This window comes from Brevibacillus sp. (assembly GCF_003521185.1).
Taxonomy (GTDB): domain Bacteria; phylum Bacillota; class Bacilli; order Brevibacillales; family Brevibacillaceae; genus Brevibacillus; species Brevibacillus parabrevis.
Genome location: NZ_DOTK01000045.1, coordinates 45,971 through 62,749, shown reverse-complemented (window position 1 = coordinate 62,749; position 16,779 = coordinate 45,971). Strand labels below are relative to the sequence as shown.

Genomic DNA, 16,779 nt, shown 5'->3' with positions numbered 1-16,779 from the left:
CTTGCTAACGCAGTCGTTTCAGCTCCCGCCAGATGGCTTTCAGCGTGGGAAGATTCCATTTTGGCCTTTTTCCGTAGAGCAGATGGGTCAGCCCGGAAAACATCAGCTGCTGGTCTGGCGTGTACGGATACCAGTTGAACTCGCGCTTTTTCGAGCCGGGATCGTGAATGATCGAGATGCTGTGGGTGAAAGCTTGCAGTCCAACCGGGCCGCGGTAACGGCCGATGCCGCTATCCTTGACCCCGCCAAAAGGGAGGTGCGGATTGGCATAGCTGATGATGACGTCGTTGATGCACACGTTTCCGCTCAACAGCTTTTCCGCCACGCGCTGCGCTTTTGCTTTGTCGGCTGACCAGACAGAGGCATTCAAGCCGTAGGGCGATTCATTGACCAGACGGATGACTTCTGCTTCATCGGAAAAGGTGACGATCGGCAGGACAGGGCCGAATGTCTCTTCGCGCATGATTTTCATTTCCGGTGTGACGCCTGTCAGGATGGTCGGGGCAAGGAACATGCTGTCCGTTTGGATCGCTCCGCCAGTGACAGCTGTGGCTCCCGCGGCGAGCGCGTCGTCGATGTGCGCGCGGACGATCCCGATTTGCTGCGGCGACGTCATCGAACCGACTTCTGCCTGCTCGGGAAAGCCTTGGCGCAGCGCTTTTGTTTTTTCGGTGACCAAGCGCAAAAATTCGGAATACACGCGCTCGTGGACATACAGGCGCTCGACGGACATGCATACTTGACCGGAGTTGGTGAAAGCACCCCAGACGGCTCCGTTTGCGGCGCGCTCCAGATGGGCATCGTCGAAAACGATCATCGGGTCTTTTCCGCCCAATTCCAATTCTACGGGGATCAAATGCTCCGCTGCGGCTGCCATGATTTTTTTGCCAGTGGCGACCGAACCTGTGAAAAAGATTTTGTCAGGCCGGGCGGATACAAGCCGACTGCCGACCTCCCACCCGCCGTGCAGGACAGTGACGACGCCTTCAGGCAGTCCGACAATCTCGAACAGTTCTTCGATCAACAGGCCAGTGGACGGCGTGACTTCCGACGGCTTGAGAATGACGGTATTTCCGGCGACAAGCGCGGACAGCATCGGAATGATGGCAAGCTGAAACGGATAGTTCCACGGCGAGATGACCGCGACAACGCCCATCGGCTTGTAGTGGATGTACGATTTTTTCGGCCAGAGCACGAGCGGGGTGGGAACAGGCTGGGGAGACAGCATTTGCTGTGCGTGCTTTTCGTAAAAACGGATCGTATCAGCGGTGACAAAAATCTCGGTCATGTACGCCTCAAGCGTTACTTTTCCCGTTGCCTGGCTGATTTTTTGCGCCAGCTCCTCGCCGTGCTCGACGAGATAGTGACGCAGGGAAGCGAGATAGCGCAGCCGCTCAGCGAGGGATGTAGCGGACCAGGCAGCAAAGGCGCGCCGTGCTTTTGCTACGGCGGCATCAACCTCGGCCGGGCTGGCCTCCGTTACCGAACCAAAAACTTCGCCAGTCGCAGGATTGCGCAAAGAGAGGACGGACATCATGGATCACCTCATTCATTTTTGATCAAGCGGAAAAAGCGACGCAAGAAAATGCTGCACTGCAAACTGGAAAAGGGCCAAAGCTTCGGCTGCGGGTTTGTCTTCGTCCAGCAAGCTTTGCAAGATCATGCCGTCAATCAAGGAGTAAACGATCGAGCTGGCAGCGTTCTCGTCCATTGCGAGTGATGCTTGCCGCTCCGCTTGCAGCCGTCTGAGCATGCGCACAATCAAGTCGTGCAGCCGGGCGCGAATGCGGTGGACTTGTTCGAGAAAGACGGGGGTGTACAAAGCCTGCGCTTGCAAATCGTACCAGAGCCGATGCAGCTTGCGGTCTTCTTGGAGACTGCGCCCGAGAACCGTTACGAGTGCGGGGAGCCAACTGTCCAGGGGAGCAGCGACTACTTCGCGTTCCAACTCGTCGATCAAGCGTTCCTTGTAGCTTGCGATGACAGCGAGCAGCAAATCTTCCTTGCTGGCGAAGTAGTAATGCAGGATGCCGAGCGAGACGCCGGATTCCTTGGCGATATCGCGCAAAGACACGTTGGCGTAGCCTTTTTCCGCCAGACAGGCCGTTGCCTGTTCGATCAGAAAAGCTCGTTTCGCCTCTGCTTTCGCTTGGCTTTTGGAAGGGGGAGTCATGCTGTGCACCTCGTTTTTGGACGATCGTCCAATTTTTGATTTGATTGTAATTCGCTGCTGTGCGCTCTGTCAATGGAAATCGAGAACATGCCAAAAAGAAGCGGCTGCATCACCGCTTCCTTTGACGTTCCCAACGCTTGAGATACGGATAAGGGTCAAAAGCCCAATCGGCTCCCCCTGTCTCCCGGTACATGCCGTAATGCAAGTGGGGCGGAAATTTACCCGCCGTCCCGGGCTTTCCGTAGCCGGAGCTGCCGACATACCCGAGCAATTGCCCTGGCTCGACGATGTCGCCTGGCTTCAACCCTTTTTTAAACGAGGACAAATGCGCGAAGTAATGATACACGTTGCCCATGTCCCGCATGCCGATTCGCCAGCCGCCGTAGCGGTTCCAGCCAATGACCTCGATGACTCCGTAGGCGGTCGACAGGACGGGCGTGCCGTAGCTGGCGAAAATGTCTGTGCCTTCGTGAATGCGGCGTCCTCCCCAGCCGCGAGCGTCTCCCCATGTGCTGCGGTAGCTGTAGTCGTACCGGGCAGGAATGGGAAAATGACGCTCGTCCAGTTGCAGGTGCTGGTATTTGTCGTACACCTGGGCGAATTGCCGGATCGTTTTTACCGAGCGATCGCGCTGGTAGTAAGACCAGACGCCGATTTGCCAGTCATCCGCCGAAAAGCCGTAAGCGGACAGGTAATGAATAAGCGTAGTGAGTGCATCCAAATCGTTGTTGCGGTCGGCGATCCCATCTCCGTCGCCGTCCATTCCCAGCCCGTCAAAAAACTGAATCGATGCCGGGTTGGTATCTTCCGGATCGGGGTTCATCACGCCTGACCAGCGCTCCTGCGGGATATCAACAGCCGTGAGCCGCGCGTTCGATTCTTGCGTATTGGCTTGTTTTTTGCGTATTTTCATCGTGCGCTCGTACTGGTCAATCGCGGCCAAATAGTTCCACGGAATGCCGTACAAAGACTCCATGCGCAAAAAAAGCTGCAGGCGCTCTTTTAGCAGAGGATCTGTCTGTTTGGCAGCAGAGCCTTTGGCAAAGCCTGATTCCAGCGGCAAAACGATTGCTGCCACGCACAAGCTGATCTGAATGATTAGGCGGAAAACTCGCATGCCGACTCCCTCCAGCCAGGGTAGTTTCCGTTGTAGTTTCTGCCAGTCTGAGCGGATTATCCACGATACTTTTTGGAAGCAGGCGAGCAACTTTTCTCCGGAGGCACGGGCATTTGATGTATGATGCAAGAAGAAACAAGCAAAGTTCGGAGGGGAAAAAATGAAGCTGGTCATTCGGGCAGAAGGTCCGATCATGCTGGAATCATTGGTGAAGCCGCTGCAACGGATTGCGAGCAAGCAAGGGATCGGTGCAGCTGAGCCTGCCGCCGCGAAATTCGCCGGGTGCATGCACGATTTGGCGGAGTGGTATCGGGAGGGCATGGATCAGGAACGCTGGCAACGGGAAGCAGCAGCCTTGCGCGAGCTGATGACAAGCCCTTTGACTGACTGGTGCCGGGGCAAGCTGTATGTGGAAACAATCGCCGTCCCGTTCGGTTTGCCGCTCGCCGCCCTGTCGCTTCTGTCCGGGCTGGCGATTCGGGAGACGGAACAGTTGGAGCCGCGTCGCGACTTTTCGCCGCTCGCCGTGCTCTGGTTGAAGGAAGTGGGAGCAAAGCCGATGCGCGGGCTTGCAGGCGAACTGGTGCAGGTGGAAGGCGAAAACAACGTGGCAGCAATTTTGCTGAAGCCAGGCGTTGAAACAGCGCGAGCAGACGGCATACCTGTCGGGTACGAGCAAAGGCAGCACGCTGACGAGCATATCGACGAAGGCATGGTGATATTGCAAGCGAACATAGATGACGCAAGCCCGGAGTGGCTTTCCTATCTGATGGAGCAATGCTTTTTGGCAGGGGCGAACGATGTGCATTTTTTGCCGGTGACGATGAAAAAGAGCAGAGCCGCGATACTGGTGCAAGTCATGTGCTATCAGAGCCAGCTTGAGGCGATGAAAACGATTTTGTTCAAGGAGACGACGACGTTTGGCATTCGCTCTTTTCCTGTAGCGTGTCACCGTCTGGCAAGGCGATTCATCACCGTCCAGACGAGTTGGGGAGATGTTGCGGTCAAACTCGGCTATCACAGGGGCGAGCGGGTGCAGATTGCGCCGGAATACGAGCACTGCGCGCAGCTTGCCAGAGCCAACGGCGTACCTTTGCAGCAAGTTTATCAGGAAGCTGTGGAACTGGCCGCCCGTAAAAGTTCTGTAAAAATATGGGCAGACAAGCAGGAGCAAGCCGAGCCGCCAAAGAATTGAAAACGTGGAGTATCCAAACCCCAAAACCGTATGGAGGTGGCTGTGTGATGAGCAAAAAAGTGTTGATCGTTACAGGGGATGCCGTAGAAGCCTTGGAGGTGTTCTACCCGTATTACCGTTTGCTGGAAGAGGGTTACGAAGCCGTGATTGCTGCGCCCAGCGTGAAGACGCTGCACACCGTTTGCCACGATTTTGAAGCACACAGCGAGACGTATACGGAAAAGCCGGCTTATCAGCTGCCTGCGCACGCCGCTTTTGCCGACATCAATCCGGAAGCGTTCGACGCCTTGATCATTCCGGGCGGTAGAGCACCCGAGTACATCAGGCTGAACGAAAACTTGAAGCCGATCGTCTCGCACTTTTTTGAAGCGAACAAGCCTGTTGCCGCGATCTGCCACGGTTCACAGGTGCTGGCAATCGTCTCCGAGCATCTCGCTGGCCGTACGCTGACGGCCTATCAGGCATGCAGACCAGACGTCGAGGCGATGGGTGCGATTTACGAAAAAGAAACCCTTCACGTAGACGGCAACCTGGTTTCTGGTCATGCGTGGCCGGATTTGCCCGGCTTTATGCGCGAGTTTTTGCGTCTGCTGCGATAAGCCTATCCTAGCCTTTGCCCTTGCCTAAATAAAAACTTCCGCCGACAAAGCACAGCGGCGGAAGTTTTTTTCGTTTACTTGTGTCCGACCAACAGCCGCAACACGTTTGGCTGATCGGGCAGGTCGCGTGTGCCTGCGCCGTAGCCGATGGACTCCACGGTCATCGACGGCAACGAACCGAACTGTTCGACTAGGGCGGCAGCCACTCCTGCTCCGGTAGGGGTGGTCAATTCCTTTTGGATGCTCGTCTCGCGCAGCGGTATGCCGAGCAACAGCTCCATGGTCGCCGGAGCGGGAACCGGGTACAGTCCGTGAGCGCAGCGCACGTAGCCGTTTCCGGTCGGGATCGGCCCGCAGTAAAGCTGCTCGATGTCCAGCTCTTCCAGTCCTAAAGCGATCCCGACGATATCGACGATGGAATCGAGTGCGCCTACCTCATGAAAATGGACCGTATCCACAGGGACATTGTGAATTTTCGCTTCGGCGATCGCGATTTTTTCAAAAATAGCCAGAGAGCGGCGAGTTACGCGCGGCGCCAGTCCGGCAGCCTGGATCATCGCCACAATGTCTTTGTGGCTGCGGTGTGTGTGGTCGTTTCCCAGCACTTTCAAAGGCTTCTGCGGCAGCGAGGGAGCGTGGCTTTCATCGATGACGTCCAGCTTCAAAGCGGAAACGCCAGCTTTGACGACGGTTCTCCACTCCAGGCGAAAATCTCCCGGAGACAGCTTGCGCAACTCCTGTTCGATCCGCTCGCGATTGGCTCCTGCGTCCACCAATGCGGCGAGCAGCATGTCTCCGCTGATCCCCGAAAAACAGTCCAAATACGCGATGCGCACAAGAAACACTCCTTTTCAACCAATGATTTCCTCTGTATCATATAGGGAAAGTATGTTCGTCTGATTGGCGATTGTTTGTCCAAAGTGTACCATTTGCCGATTCAGTTTGTCATGCAAGGAGTTGAGCGCTTCGTGTTGTCATTCATTCATACGGCGGACGTCCATCTGGACGCGCCTTTACATATGCTGGCGGATCGTTACGAGCTTAGGCAGGATGATGTTCGCCGCACGCTGCAAACGATTCGCGACCTGGTCGTGTCCAGACAGGTCGACTTTTGGCTGATCGCCGGAGATTTGCTGGAATACCACGGGGGCAGAAGAGCGACGGCTGTATTTTTGCGCGATCTGTTCGAAAGTGTCGCTCCGATTCCCGTTTGCATCGCGCCGGGCAACCACGATCCGTGGCGCGCGGATTCGTTTTACCAGACGATGGACTGGCCTGGCAACGTCTACTGGTTTACCCCGGAATGGGGCGTATACGAATTTCCGGAAAAGTCGTGTGTCATCTACGGCTGGGGCTTTGGACAGCCGCACGTCTACGAATCGCCGCTTGCGACTTTTCCGGGCAAGCTGGATGGCTATCGGCATCACCTGATGGTTCTGCACGGCACGATCTTGAACGCGACGAAAGACGAGCACCAGCCTTACGCACCTATGAGCTTGCAGGAGCTTGTCCAGGCGGATGTAGACTACGTCGCTCTCGGGCACATCCACAAGCCGGAACAATTCGTGCATCCGCTCAAAAAGCAGCCGCTTGCCGCCTATCCCGGTTCGCCGGAAGGATTGACCAATAAGGAAACGGGAGAGCGCTGCGTGTTGCACGGCGAGCTGGACGACGCGGGAAAATTGACCTTGCAAGCGATCCCGGTCAGTCAGCGGCAGATTCATAAACTGACCATTCACGCGCAAGGAGCGGAAACGGCGGAACAGCTAATCGCAGGGATGGAGGCACAGCTTGGCAGGATCGCCGACCGTGATCTCGTGTATGTGACTTTGACAGGAGAGAGAGCGGCGCATTTTGTTCCCTCGATTCCCGTTCTGGAGCAGCGATTTTCGCGGTTTTTTCTGTTTGCAATTACGGATGAGACGTGGCCGGACATCGATGCGCAGAAGCTGATGGCCGAGGACAGCATTTGGGGAAAATGGCTCGCCAAGCTGGCGCAGATCGAGGCGAATGCCCGCAGCGAAGAAGAGCGGGAAATAGCGAGACTGGCGAAGCAAGAAGCGCTTGCGCGGATTGGGGGGAGCATGCGATGAGAATCGAGGAGCTGACCGTAACCGGGTTCGGAAAATGGCAAGGAGCTGCTTTTCGCTTCGCTCCCGGGCTGAATTTGTTTTACGCCCCCAACGAAGCGGGAAAGTCCACGCTGCTGCAAGCGATTTTCGCCGCCCTGTACGGGATGAAGCGCGACTACGTGAAGACGGCAAGGTATTTGCCTGAATACGAAAAATACCGCCCCTGGCATCAGGGAGAGTATGAAACGATCATTACGTACCAGCTCGGGGGCAAGACGTACCGCTTGCACCGGACGCTTTTGAAAGAGCGGGAACAGGCGCGGCTTTTTCTCGACCCGGAATGGACGGAGCTGACAGACATCTACCTGGAGGATCGCCGCAAGGAACGGAACTTTCTCGAAAAGCATCTGGGGCTTACCCGCAGCTTGTTCACCGATTTGACCTGGATCAGACGGGAGCCTTTGGAGGCTGCCGAGCATCTGTTGCCTTCGTTTGCGGATGTGCAGGAGGCAAGCCCGCTTGTCCACACGATTTTGGCGGAGTTGGATCGCGACTTGACGAGCATCGGCAAAAAGGAGCGGGCGGAAAATACGCAAATGGGCAAGGCTGCATCGCGGGTCGCCCGCAAAGAACAGGAGCTGGCTGATGCCGAAGCCGCCTGGCGCATGATTACCCAACTTGCGCAATCGATCCGCGGCTGGGAGGAGGAACGCCAAGGGCTGGAGCAGCGGCGAGTCAGGTTGCAGGCGCGCATGCAAAAGTGGCAGGAGCAGGAACAGCTTTTGCAGGAGCGCTGGCAGCGAAGCTTTACCGCAGTCGACAGGCAAGAGTGGGACTGGTGGGAGCAGTCTGCTGGCAGCGAAGAAGAGCGGCAACTGCACCATCAGGCGCGCAAAGAAGTGGAAAAGTGGGGCGAACCGCGAACTGCCGCCGCGCCAGAAGCGATGCCCGACCAAGCGCTGAATGAGCTTGCGGCCGATTACGAGCGAGGGGTTGCGCTTCGCAAACAGCGGGAGCAGCGGCATTTGGGACTCGCCGAGCTGGCGGTTCTCGCCTTGTCCACGGGAACGCGCAGCCGGGGGCAGGGACAAGGGCAAGGACGCGCGCAAAGGCAAGGGAACCAGGCGAAGCGGAGGAAAGGCGTCCTGCGTCTGTGGGGTGTCGCCGGGGTGTTTGCCAGCTTGGGTGCAGTCGGTTTGGCGACGGAGCATCCTGTCCTTGGAGGCAGTGCCATTGGTCTGGCTTTGCTTTTGGCCGCGCTCGGCGTAGTTGTGCTACGGGCAAAAGGGGGCGCAAACAGCAGCAGTCCCGCCGCAGCCATCGACAGCCAGCAAGCGCTGGAGGGAGAGCAGTTGCAACAGGAGATCGCCGCCTTGGACGCCGAGTTGGCGAAGCTGGTGGGGCGTTATGGCGTTTCGGATTGGGATACTTTTCTGGCAAAAAGGGAAGAGCTACAACGAAGCGTGCAGGAGCAGCGGACTGTTGCGCTGGAGAACGATCTGGCCAAAACAAGGCGGGAGGAACTGCTTGCGGAAAGCTGGGGCGAGGCGCTGCGTGCGATTTTAAAACGGGAAAAGCGACAGTGCGAGGAAGCGGGGAGCGACTGTCTGGCGCAGTTAGCGCACATCGAAGCCGAGTTGCAGGAGCTGCGGGAAAAAACGGCGAGGGCGCATGGCGAAATGAATGCGCATGAAAGCGAATCCGTAGCGAGTGCCAGAGACGAATACGAGCAAGCCGTGCAGGGGCTGCGCCAACTGCAGCAACGCAGAGATGCGCTGCAACTGGCGCGGGATACTCTTTTGGAAGCACAAGGGGAGTGGAAGCGGGACGTCACGCCGGATGTAAACCGGATTGCTTCCGAGGTGATGAGCCAAATTACAGCGGGGGCTTATTGCGACGTGAGGCTCGATCCGGGCGAAGGCTTTGCCGTACGCCTGCTGGAGCCATCCCGCAAGCAAATTGTCAGCCAGGAGCAATGCTCCACGGGAACCGCCGACCAGCTTTATTTGGCGCAAAGGCTGGCTCTGCTGCATCATGTGAGCAAGCGGACGGAACCGTTGCCGCTGTTTTTGGACGACCATTTTGTCCACTATGACGACGAGCGGTTGCGAAGAACATTGGCGTACGTTGCCGAGCTGGCAGCGGAGCAGCAAGTGTTTTTGTTTACTTGCCACGAGCGCGAGCGGCGCATGCTGGAATCGTTGCTGTCCGGAGGGGCTCGGCATAAAGTGCATCGGATCGGGTAATTGTTACCTCAATTGTGAAAGAGGTTGCCCCTTGTATATCCAACCTCTATAATGGAGATTGATTATGTCTCGTACCAAGATACATGAGGAGTGGGCCCTATGACGCAACGCAAGCCGGAGTGGCTCAAGATCAACCTTGTTTCAGGACCAGAACTCGCCAGCTTCAAAGAGTTGAAGCAAACGATGCGCAGCAAGACGCTACATACTGTTTGCGAAGAAGCCAAATGCCCCAACATTCATGAATGCTGGGCCAGCGGAACAGCTACGTTCATGATTTTGGGTGATATATGTACCCGTGCCTGTCGGTTTTGCGCAGTAAAAACCGGATTGCCGACGGAGCTTGATGTGGCCGAACCGGAACGCGTGGCAGAAGCAGCCGAGCAGATGCGTTTGCGACATGTTGTCGTGACTTCTGTTGCCCGCGACGACCTGAAAGACGGAGGCGCACAAATTTTCGCAGAGACGATCCGGGCGATTCGCCGTCGTCTGCCGTTTGCCTCTGTGGAAGTATTGATTCCCGATTTCCAAGGAAACTGGGATGCATTGAAGCTCGTCATGGACGCGAAGCCAGACGTGCTGAACCACAATATTGAGGCTGTTCGCCGCCTGTCCGATCGCGTGCGGGCGCGCGCCAAGTACGACCGGACTTTGGAACTGTTGAAAAAGGCGAAGGAATTTCAGCCAAACATTCCAACGAAGTCCAGCCTGATGATCGGTGTAGGCGAGACGCTCGAAGAAGTGATCGAGACAATGGACGATTTGCGTTCCGCAGATGTCAACATCATGACAATCGGTCAGTACCTGCAACCGACGAAAAAGCACCTGAAGGTAGAGCACTATTACCATCCGGATGAATTTGCCCGCCTGAAGGAAGAGGGCATGAAGCGGGGCTTCAGCCACGTCGAAGCAGGGCCGCTCGTACGCAGCTCTTACCATGCCCACGAACAGGCCAATGCAGCGAAGGAAACCATCGCCAAGGAAACAGCAATGCCACAGGCGCAATAACAGGGAAGAACCCCTCCTGCAAGCGAGACGAGTCGCGGCAAAAGGGGTTCTTTTTACGTACAGGGGAGATTCGCACTAGCGACTGGTTGTACCCATGTTAGCTTTGTGGGTTGCATGCGCGTTCGTTTGCGCTTTTGTGCTGGTTCCTTGCTCGCGATCCGTCATGCCGCCCATTCGCTTGATCAGCGTATCGATGCTGGCTGCGTCTTCGTTACGCGCCGTATGCAGATTGCTTGAGCGGCTGGCGACACGGGCGATTTCCTGAATGTCGTTCGGATTGTCCGTTACGTATACTTTGTAGTAACGTGGTGAAATCGACTGCGCATTCATTTTCGCCTGGTTTTTGGCGGTGCGGGCATCAGCTCCCTGCGTGTTCAGGCCGACGAAGATTTCTTCATCCGTCACCAGGACAGTAGATTGCTGAACGCCGGGGCAGCTCGTTGTGACGTTGCCGACTGCTTGCGCCAGCGCATCACGGTCTACATAGACGTTTTGGGCGCCAGCGGTCTTCATGCTGGCCCGGTTCGTCTGGACGTAGCCCATTTTCGGCATGCCGGTTTGCATGATGCCAGCTCCTGCACGATTCCAGGCCCGCTTTTGATAAATGGAATGATTCATTCCATTCGGCGTGCCCAACGCTCCGTCGTTGTGGTCGGTAAAGGCGTTGTACGGTCGCATGCCACTTGTGTAGGCGTTGTAATTGTTGACGTTCGCCCGTGGATACGTCCCGTTCGGATGCAAGCCATTATCGACGCCAGGCGCGTTGTTCAGACCGACCCCGTTACGCACGTGCAGTCCGTCAAAGTTTGCGGAGCGCACACCGTCGTAGTTGCGGACATGCAGCCCGTCAACATTCGTTACGTGAGGAGCAGCCTGATTCGGATGCGTGTAGTTCGGCGCAGCGTTGTTTGCGCAAGCGGAAGCCAAGAGAGCAATGCCTGCAATCGCAGGATACAACCATGTCTTTTTCAATGGTAACACCCCCTACACGATAGAATGTCCAGGGGGCAGGTGCAGTTTTCGTGGGAATTTTATCTCTTGCTGTTTGAAATATGGTAAGATGTACAAAAGTAAACAAGTGTAAGGAGGAAGCGGACTTGATTCGCACGCAAGCCGGTACTTATGAAGTCATGGAAGAAAATCGCGACGGCTGGAATCCGGAAGCATTCAGGGAGCGTTACAGCGATATCCTCGATAAATACGATTACATCGTAGGGGACTGGGGCTACGGACAGCTTCGTCTGCGGGGATTTTATACAGATGCCAATCGCAAAGTACCGTTCGAGCAGAGGATCGCCGCTTTGGATGAGTACCTGCACGAGTTTTGCAACTTTGGCTGCCCGTACTTCGTCTTGCGCAAAGTGAAGGATGCCATTGGACATAGCGGTGGAGAGCACGAAGGCAACGACGATAATCCGGACACGATTCTCGATATTCGCCATGACGCGCCAAGGGGAGAAAGTTCGGCTGTCATTGTCGAACGCAAGGACCGACGTCGTTTTAACCCCCGGCAAAACAAGCAGGATCGCCAGGAGCGAAACAATAACGGAGCTTCCCACGACCGTTCCGGTGCTGGTCGCAACGATCGGTCAGACAAGCCCAAGTTCCACAAAGAAAAGCAGGACAAAAACGGCAAGGACTCTTCCTCGCGGGAAAAACGTCCGAACCAGATGCGTCCCAACCGGGAGCGCGACAAAGTTCCGACTGGTCAGAACACGCCCAAGCGTGACACATAGAAAGACAAAAGCAAACAGCCCCGGGACTAGGGGCTGTTTTGCTGTACATAAATCTTGCTTCATCAAAAGCCGCCGCCGTAAAACGGAAAGGGCTGATACGGGTACGGGTAGTACGGATAGGAGTATGGATACGGGTATGGATAGTAATAAGGCGGATAGTAGCTATAAGGAAGCGGAATGATCACAGGGCCAATTCCTTCGTCTCTTCTTCGGCGAAAGAAGACGGGATGCGCCTGGTCTTCCGGAATCATCTGATATTGTTCGTCCGCCTGATGGCCCTGCAACTGGTTTTCGTCAGCTTGATACGGTTGCATATTGCGACTGCACTCCTCTCAGTGTCTGTATGTGCAGTAGCAGTATACGAGACATCCGCCTGCAAGGAGCGTTGTCCCGATGGAAATGGGCAGCAAAAAAGCCTATCCCCGGGCTCTTGTGTCAAGAGCGGGATAGGCCCAAAAAGCGGAATTAAACGACAGTCTCCAAAAAAGTTTTCAGCTCTTCAGCTTCCCGCTCGTTCAGATTGAAGGCAAATTCGAGGTAGCCTTCTTCTTCGAGATCGTCGTGCCCGATAATGGCAGAGCGGCCGTTTTGGATGTTGATGACGATTTTTTTGCCGTAAAAACGGTTTGTCGTCGTGATAGCCAGATCGAATCGGGTAGCTTCGCCCATAAAGCTGACGAAGCGGGTTTTCGTGTCCTCCGGTTCGTCGTACAAGAAAAACAGGTCATTCACCATAAATACGCTCCTCTACTTCCATAACAGATTTGGTTTGTGTTCGATATTGTGCAAAGCGCGGACAAAACGGATCGTTTTCGTTTGGGCGCGCATGACGATGGAATGCGTCTCCACCATATCGTCGCCCAGGTAGCGAACTCCTTGAAGCAGCTCGCCGTCCGATACGCCTGTGGCGGCAAAAATGGCGTCGTCTCCTTTTACCATATCGTTCAAGGTCAACAACTGCTCCGGATTGGTCAGGCCCATCTTGATACAGCGTTCGCGTTCCCCGTTATTTTGCGGCTTGAGCATCGCCTGCATGTCTCCGCCGAGGCATTTGATCGCCGCCGCGCTAATGACGCCTTCCGGTGCTCCGCCGATTCCGAGAAACAGGTCGATCCCTGTATGTGGCAGACAGGCGGCAATCGCTGCGCCTACATCGCCATCGCCGAACAGCTTGACGCGCGCGCCTTTTTCCCGCACCGTGTCGATGATGTGCTGGTGCCGCTCCCGTTCCTGAACGATCACAGTCACGTCGGAAACGCGCTTGTTGTTCGCTTTCGCTACCACTTCAATCATTTTATCCACGGGATCAAGCAAGTTGATTTGTCCCGCAGCCCGTTTGCCCACAGCCATTTTCATCATGTACATGTCAGGGGCATGAAGCAGCGTTCCGCGGTCACCGATCGCGATGACCGACATGGCATTGTTGTGGCCTTTGGCGACGATCGTGGTTCCTTCCAGCGGGTCGACAGCGACATCAACCTCCGGGCCGCCAGCTTCGGGGTGACCGAGTTTTTCGCCAATGTACAGCATCGGCGCTTCATCCAGCTCTCCTTCGCCAATCACGACGGTTCCCCGCATGTTGATGGTGTCGAACATGGCGCGCATGGCGCTTGTCGCCGCTCCGTCCGCTTCATTTTTCTTTCCCCGACCCATCCAGTGAGACGAGGCGAGGGCAGCCATTTCCGTCACCCGCACGATTTCCAATGCCAGTTCGCGTTCCACAGTTGTGTTCCTCCCTTTATGCCGGCAAAATTCACCCCATCATTGTAACACAAAGTACAAGCTGATTCGTGACAGCAGGGACAAATTTGGTATACTGTTGGAGGAAAAGAGGTGAAAGCCGTGAGCAATTCCTATTTGCAGGAAGGGGAATTGGTCCTTCTCGTCCTGGTGCTGACATTTGTGTTTACTACCTATTATGCGAAACGAAAAGCCAAAAAGCGAAAATAAGGAGAATCTTATGTACGACGTGAATACAAAGCGAATTGACCAAGTTTTAGCATATATGTCTCTCATGCTTGATCTGCTGGACAAGCTCAGGGAACGAGGAGCCGAGGCGGTTTTGGCGGATGAAGTGGCTGTTGCAGCGATGGAGCGAGCCCTGCACTTGTCCATCGAAGGAATTGTCGATGTAGGGAATGCGTTGATCGACGGCTTTATCATGCGTGACCCTGGCAGCTATAGCGACATCGTGGAAATTTTGCGTGACGAACAAGTCATTACAGATGAGCAAGCGGTCGTCTTGACGCGCGTCGTTGATTTCCGCAAGCATCTGGTGATTGACTACACAAGCGTTCCGGCTGGAGAAATGTTTGCGCTGGCAGAAGAGGCAGTCGCAGCGATGCGCCAGTTTGACCCGCAAGTTCGCGCTTTTTTGCAGAAAGAATTGTTCTAGAAAATGGAGAAGCGGATTTTTTATACAAAACACTTTCGTTTGTTTACTAAAGCGTGCCGATCCGCTACAATAAGTAGAAAGGACGGTGATACGTATGACAAACGAGGGGACGTCCACTCGTGACCAAATCCTGCACATGCTCAAGGTAAAAGGCTCACTCTCTGTCAGCGACATGGCCGTCGAGCTTGGCATTACTGAAATGGCGGTCAGACGCCATCTGAACACTTTGGAGAGAGACAATCTGATCAAGTCCACGCTTGTAAGACAAGCAATGGGACGACCGACGAATGTATATTCCTTGTCGCAGGAAGCAGATGAGCTGTTTCCGCGCAATTATTCTCATTTGACACTGGACTTCCTGCAAGATTTGAAAGACATCGACGGAATGGGCAAAGTCGAGATGCTGTTTCGCCGCCGCGAAAATCGCCTGGAGGAATCGTATCGCTCCCAAGTGCAAGGGGAGTTGAAGGACCGCGTAGCGAAGCTGGCGGAGCTGCAAAACGAAAAAGGCTACATGGTGGAATGGGAAGCGGACGCCGACGGCAACACGTACCGCATTCAGGAGTTCAACTGTCCGATCGCCCAAGTCGCGCGCGAGTTCAACCAGGCTTGTACCTGTGAGCTTTCCTTGTTCCGCCGCGTGCTGAACGCCGATGTGGAGCAAACCTCCTGCATGGCAAAAGGCGGAGACAAGTGCGTGTTTGAAATCAAAAAAGCGTAAATACAGTGTCAGTGATGACCACTTTTGTACGATTGCGTGCGAGGGTGGTTTTTTGCTGTTGAAAAAACATACAGCCGACTCGTCAAACGATGAAAAAGCGGGTATGGTAAATGGGTACAACAGGGTGGAGGAGATCAGACATGAAACCATACAAAGGCTATTTGCTCGATTTGGACGGAACGATTTACCGCGGTCATGAAGTGATCCCAGGGGCTGGCGAGTTTGTCCGCTATTTGCAGGACAAGCAGATTCCGTACCTGTTTTTAACCAACAACTCTTCGACATCGGCTGAGCGAGTGGCGGATCGGTTGACGGGGATGGGAATCGAGGCGGCTGCCCGTGACGTTTACACGACAAGCATGGCGACTGTCCAGTATTTACAAGAGCAGGCGCCCGCCGGGGCAAACGTATACGCGATCGGGGAGGAAGGCTTGCTGACACAACTGGAAGCAGCAGGCTATCGCCTGACCGAAGCTGATCCGGACTACGTCATTGTCGGAATCGACCGTGCCTTTACCTACGAAAAGCTCGCAGTGGCTGCGCGCGCGATCCGTTCAGGAGCCACTTTTATCGCAACCAATGCCGACGCTGCTTTGCCTACTGACGCGGGGCTATTCCCGGGGAACGGCTCGTTGGTAGCGGCTGTTTCCGTTGCATCCGCCACCAAACCGATTGTGATTGGCAAACCGGAGTCCATCATCGTGCGCTATGCGCTGGAAGTGCTCGGGACAAAAGCTTCCGAGACGTTAATTGTCGGCGATAACCTGTTTACCGATATTGAAGCCGGAGCAAACAGCGGGTTGGACAGCCTGCTCGTTTTGACTGGCTACTCTACGCGTGAGGAAGCCGCCAGCCATACGGCAAAGCCGACGTATGTCGCCAGCGATTTGCCGGAATGGCAGCTACGAATCTCGCTCTAGACACTCTTCCTGCTGCTTTTGGCGATGGGCAATCCGGCTCGACGCTGCTGCGGCTACCGCTCCTACGAGGTCGTCCAAAAACGTGTGGACGCCGAAGCTTTTGTCGTTGAGCTGGGCGAGCTTGCCGTGTTTAAGCTTGTCGACATAGCCGAAGTTGGTAAAGCCGATGCTGCCGTACAAATTCACGATGGCGAGCGCCAGCACTTCATCTACGCCATACAAAGGCTCGTCCGCTTCAATAATCGACTGGAGCGGGGGCAGCAGCTGTTTTTGTTCGGCGAGCATGTCCAGCTGAATGCCAGTCAGCAAGGCATTTTGCACCTCGCGCTTGTTCAGAACGGCCTGCACGCTCTCCAGACACAGCTGCATCGTCAGATCAGGGACGTATTGTTCTTGCAGGAAAAAGACAATCTCGGCGATGTCGTCGAGGGAAACGCCGCGTTTCGTCAAAAGCTCAATGACCGCCTCCAGGCAGCTTTCGCTGTTCAGCGGGTGTTCGACCATCGGTATTCCTCCTTTTCTGGCAAACATGGGTGCTCCTAGTATCTGCAGCCAGATAGGCACCTATCCCGGCTTGGCGACATACAATGCGCCTAGAGA

19 protein-coding genes are annotated in these 16,779 nt (G+C 55.3%); 10 read left to right on the top strand and 9 right to left on the bottom strand.

The features are described from left to right. Positions 1-4 precede the first annotated feature (4 nt). The 3 genes from DEP07_RS13580 to DEP07_RS13570 all read right to left on the bottom strand — a co-directional run bounded on the left by DEP07_RS13580 (position 5) and on the right by DEP07_RS13570 (position 3,290). Positions 5-1,534 carry an aldehyde dehydrogenase family protein gene (locus DEP07_RS13580; RefSeq protein WP_429827490.1) on the bottom strand — a complete coding sequence of 510 codons (1,530 nt, stop codon included), beginning with the start codon at positions 1,532-1,534 and terminating at the stop codon, positions 5-7. Between the two features lie 15 nt (positions 1,535-1,549). Continuing rightward, positions 1,550-2,173 (bottom strand): TetR/AcrR family transcriptional regulator, encoded by a 624-nt coding sequence (locus tag DEP07_RS13575; RefSeq protein WP_281869667.1) that lies wholly within the window; start codon positions 2,171-2,173, stop codon positions 1,550-1,552. 109 nt (positions 2,174-2,282) lie between these two features. Beyond that, positions 2,283-3,290: a M23 family metallopeptidase gene (locus tag DEP07_RS13570; RefSeq protein ID WP_122964495.1), complete on the bottom strand. Its 1,008-nt coding sequence runs from the start codon at positions 3,288-3,290 to the stop codon at positions 2,283-2,285. A gap of 160 nt (positions 3,291-3,450) precedes the next feature. On the opposite strand from DEP07_RS13570, the gene larC reads away from it, so the two are divergent. Next, a complete protein-coding gene (gene larC, locus DEP07_RS13565) occupies positions 3,451-4,485 on the top strand; it encodes a nickel insertion protein (RefSeq protein WP_287102605.1) in 1,035 nt (344 codons plus the stop codon). 47 nt (positions 4,486-4,532) lie between these two features. After that, the gene (locus DEP07_RS13560; protein WP_063227367.1) at positions 4,533-5,084 is read left to right on the top strand and encodes a DJ-1/PfpI family protein; all 552 of its coding nucleotides are present in this window, start codon (positions 4,533-4,535) and stop codon (positions 5,082-5,084) included. A gap of 74 nt (positions 5,085-5,158) precedes the next feature. Here the strand turns inward: DEP07_RS13560 and DEP07_RS13555 are convergent, their stop codons facing one another. Beyond that, entirely contained in the window at positions 5,159-5,920 is a 762-nt protein-coding gene (locus tag DEP07_RS13555) for a LarC family nickel insertion protein (protein WP_173596746.1), read from the bottom strand. 132 nt (positions 5,921-6,052) lie between these two features. Here DEP07_RS13555 and DEP07_RS13550 point away from each other — a divergent pair, with 132 nt between their 5' ends. The 3 genes from DEP07_RS13550 to lipA all read left to right on the top strand — a co-directional run bounded on the left by DEP07_RS13550 (position 6,053) and on the right by lipA (position 10,407). Then, a complete protein-coding gene (locus tag DEP07_RS13550; RefSeq protein ID WP_287102604.1) occupies positions 6,053-7,177 on the top strand; it encodes a metallophosphoesterase family protein in 1,125 nt (374 codons plus the stop codon). Beyond that, on the top strand, positions 7,174-9,402 hold the full coding sequence (locus DEP07_RS13545) for an ATP-binding protein (RefSeq protein ID WP_287102603.1): 2,229 nt from the start codon (positions 7,174-7,176) through the stop codon (positions 9,400-9,402). Before DEP07_RS13550 ends, DEP07_RS13545 begins: the two co-directional genes overlap by 4 nt. Before the next feature lie 99 nt (positions 9,403-9,501). After that, positions 9,502-10,407, top strand: coding sequence for a lipoyl synthase (gene lipA / locus DEP07_RS13540; RefSeq protein ID WP_122964499.1), 906 nt, complete (start codon positions 9,502-9,504; stop codon positions 10,405-10,407). Between the two features lie 75 nt (positions 10,408-10,482). On the opposite strand, the gene DEP07_RS13535 is transcribed toward lipA, so the two are convergent. Next, positions 10,483-11,388: a YhcN/YlaJ family sporulation lipoprotein gene (locus tag DEP07_RS13535; protein WP_274874330.1), complete on the bottom strand. Its 906-nt coding sequence runs from the start codon at positions 11,386-11,388 to the stop codon at positions 10,483-10,485. Positions 11,389-11,504: 116 nt separating this feature from the next. Here DEP07_RS13535 and DEP07_RS13530 point away from each other — a divergent pair, with 116 nt between their 5' ends. Further along, a complete protein-coding gene (locus DEP07_RS13530; RefSeq protein WP_274874329.1) occupies positions 11,505-12,143 on the top strand; it encodes a YutD family protein in 639 nt (212 codons plus the stop codon). A 62-nt stretch (positions 12,144-12,205) separates the two neighbouring features. On the opposite strand, the gene DEP07_RS13525 is transcribed toward DEP07_RS13530, so the two are convergent. The 3 genes from DEP07_RS13525 to glpX form a co-directional block, all read right to left on the bottom strand. Beyond that, complete coding sequence (locus DEP07_RS13525) at positions 12,206-12,457, bottom strand: hypothetical protein (RefSeq protein ID WP_122964502.1); 252 nt, start codon at positions 12,455-12,457, stop codon at positions 12,206-12,208. Between the two features lie 151 nt (positions 12,458-12,608). After that, entirely contained in the window at positions 12,609-12,878 is a 270-nt protein-coding gene (locus DEP07_RS13520; protein WP_122964503.1) for a DUF3055 domain-containing protein, read from the bottom strand. 12 nt (positions 12,879-12,890) lie between these two features. Continuing rightward, positions 12,891-13,865 (bottom strand): class II fructose-bisphosphatase, encoded by a 975-nt coding sequence (glpX, locus tag DEP07_RS13515; protein ID WP_122964504.1) that lies wholly within the window; start codon positions 13,863-13,865, stop codon positions 12,891-12,893. Between the two features lie 111 nt (positions 13,866-13,976). Here glpX and DEP07_RS13510 point away from each other — a divergent pair, with 111 nt between their 5' ends. From DEP07_RS13510 to DEP07_RS13495, 4 genes are all read left to right on the top strand, one after another. Then, positions 13,977-14,093 (top strand): hypothetical protein, encoded by a 117-nt coding sequence (locus DEP07_RS13510; RefSeq protein ID WP_007777847.1) that lies wholly within the window; start codon positions 13,977-13,979, stop codon positions 14,091-14,093. A 10-nt stretch (positions 14,094-14,103) separates the two neighbouring features. Beyond that, positions 14,104-14,538 carry a DUF86 domain-containing protein gene (locus tag DEP07_RS13505; RefSeq protein WP_122964505.1) on the top strand — a complete coding sequence of 145 codons (435 nt, stop codon included), beginning with the start codon at positions 14,104-14,106 and terminating at the stop codon, positions 14,536-14,538. A 94-nt stretch (positions 14,539-14,632) separates the two neighbouring features. Next, the gene (locus DEP07_RS13500; RefSeq protein ID WP_122964506.1) at positions 14,633-15,259 is read left to right on the top strand and encodes a helix-turn-helix transcriptional regulator; all 627 of its coding nucleotides are present in this window, start codon (positions 14,633-14,635) and stop codon (positions 15,257-15,259) included. A gap of 140 nt (positions 15,260-15,399) precedes the next feature. After that, complete coding sequence (locus DEP07_RS13495; protein ID WP_280648562.1) at positions 15,400-16,179, top strand: TIGR01457 family HAD-type hydrolase; 780 nt, start codon at positions 15,400-15,402, stop codon at positions 16,177-16,179. Here the strand turns inward: DEP07_RS13495 and DEP07_RS13490 are convergent. Beyond that, complete coding sequence (locus tag DEP07_RS13490; RefSeq protein WP_122964508.1) at positions 16,162-16,683, bottom strand: phosphatidylglycerophosphatase A family protein; 522 nt, start codon at positions 16,681-16,683, stop codon at positions 16,162-16,164. The two genes, DEP07_RS13495 and DEP07_RS13490, sit on opposite strands and share 18 nt — an antisense overlap. Between the last annotated feature and the right edge of the window lie 96 nt (positions 16,684-16,779).